This window comes from Luedemannella helvata (genome assembly GCF_039528415.1).
GTDB classification, from domain to species: Bacteria; Actinomycetota; Actinomycetes; order Mycobacteriales; family Micromonosporaceae; genus Luedemannella; species Luedemannella helvata.
Genome location: NZ_BAAALS010000102.1, coordinates 1 through 847, shown reverse-complemented (window position 1 = coordinate 847; position 847 = coordinate 1). Strand labels below are relative to the sequence as shown.

Genomic DNA, 847 nt, shown 5'->3' with positions numbered 1-847 from the left:
GGCGTCGGCCTTCTTCTTCAGGGCGGCCGCGTAGTTGTCCTGCTGGGCCGGCTTGCGGCGCCGCTTGACCGGGGGCGTTTCGGTGGCCTCGACGGTCACGTCTTCTCCTTGTGTGTGATTGCCTCGGTGGGGACACCGAGGGCGTCGGCGATTTTCTGGACTGAGGTATCCGCCACATGCCGGATCTGTCCTGTCTCGATTCGCGAGAGGTATCCGCGATCCAATCCGGTAATGCGTTCGAGCAAGCGGAGGCTCTTGTTCTGAGCCTTCCGTATGGCCCGTTGTGCCGGTCCGTTCGGTCTCACGCTCAGAAACTACGCCTCTGCGTGCTCAATGCGCAAGCAGTCTGACGACACTCTTGGCTCACTTTCAGAGCGCGACACTGCGTGACAGGCGCACACGGGGCGCACACAAGGAGCGCGAGATGCAACCGAGAACGGCTGAAATGCTTACTAAGCAGCAGGTCAAAGCGCGGGAAGTAGGCTTCTTGGTTGCACGAGGTTGCGGCATCATGTGCCCATGGATCGCGACTGGGCACGGCTAGGGAAGGCACTCCAGGCCGCCCGCAAGGCCTCCGGAGTCACACAAGAGCAGCTCGCGGACGAACTGGGCGTGGGCCGCTCGGTCGTCCAGCTCATCGAGCGGGGCAAGCAGTTCAGTAAGCCCTCACAGACCCAGCGCGCCTTCGCGCGCCGCGTCGGATGGGCCGACGGCTCTATCGAGGCAGTACTGGCCGGCGGCGAACCGACCGTTGAGCCTGCCGCCACTCCCCCGCCGGTCCCAGATGACGCGCTCACGGAAAGCCGGCTGCCCCTGCGAATCGTTGACGAACTCGCCGACGACGGCG

Annotated in this window: 2 protein-coding genes; one reads left to right on the top strand and one right to left on the bottom strand. The window is 64.5% G+C overall.

All coding sequences use genetic code 11. From position 1 onward, the window contains the following. Positions 1 to 95 precede the first annotated feature (95 nt). A complete protein-coding gene (locus ABD191_RS29380; protein WP_159040020.1) occupies positions 96 to 305 on the bottom strand; it encodes a helix-turn-helix domain-containing protein in 210 nt (69 codons plus the stop codon). Between the two features lie 214 nt (positions 306 to 519). Between ABD191_RS29380 and ABD191_RS28930 the strand changes: the two genes are divergently transcribed. Further along, a partial coding sequence (locus tag ABD191_RS28930) for a helix-turn-helix domain-containing protein (protein ID WP_344089113.1) occupies positions 520 to 847 on the top strand: 328 nt, incomplete at its 3' end.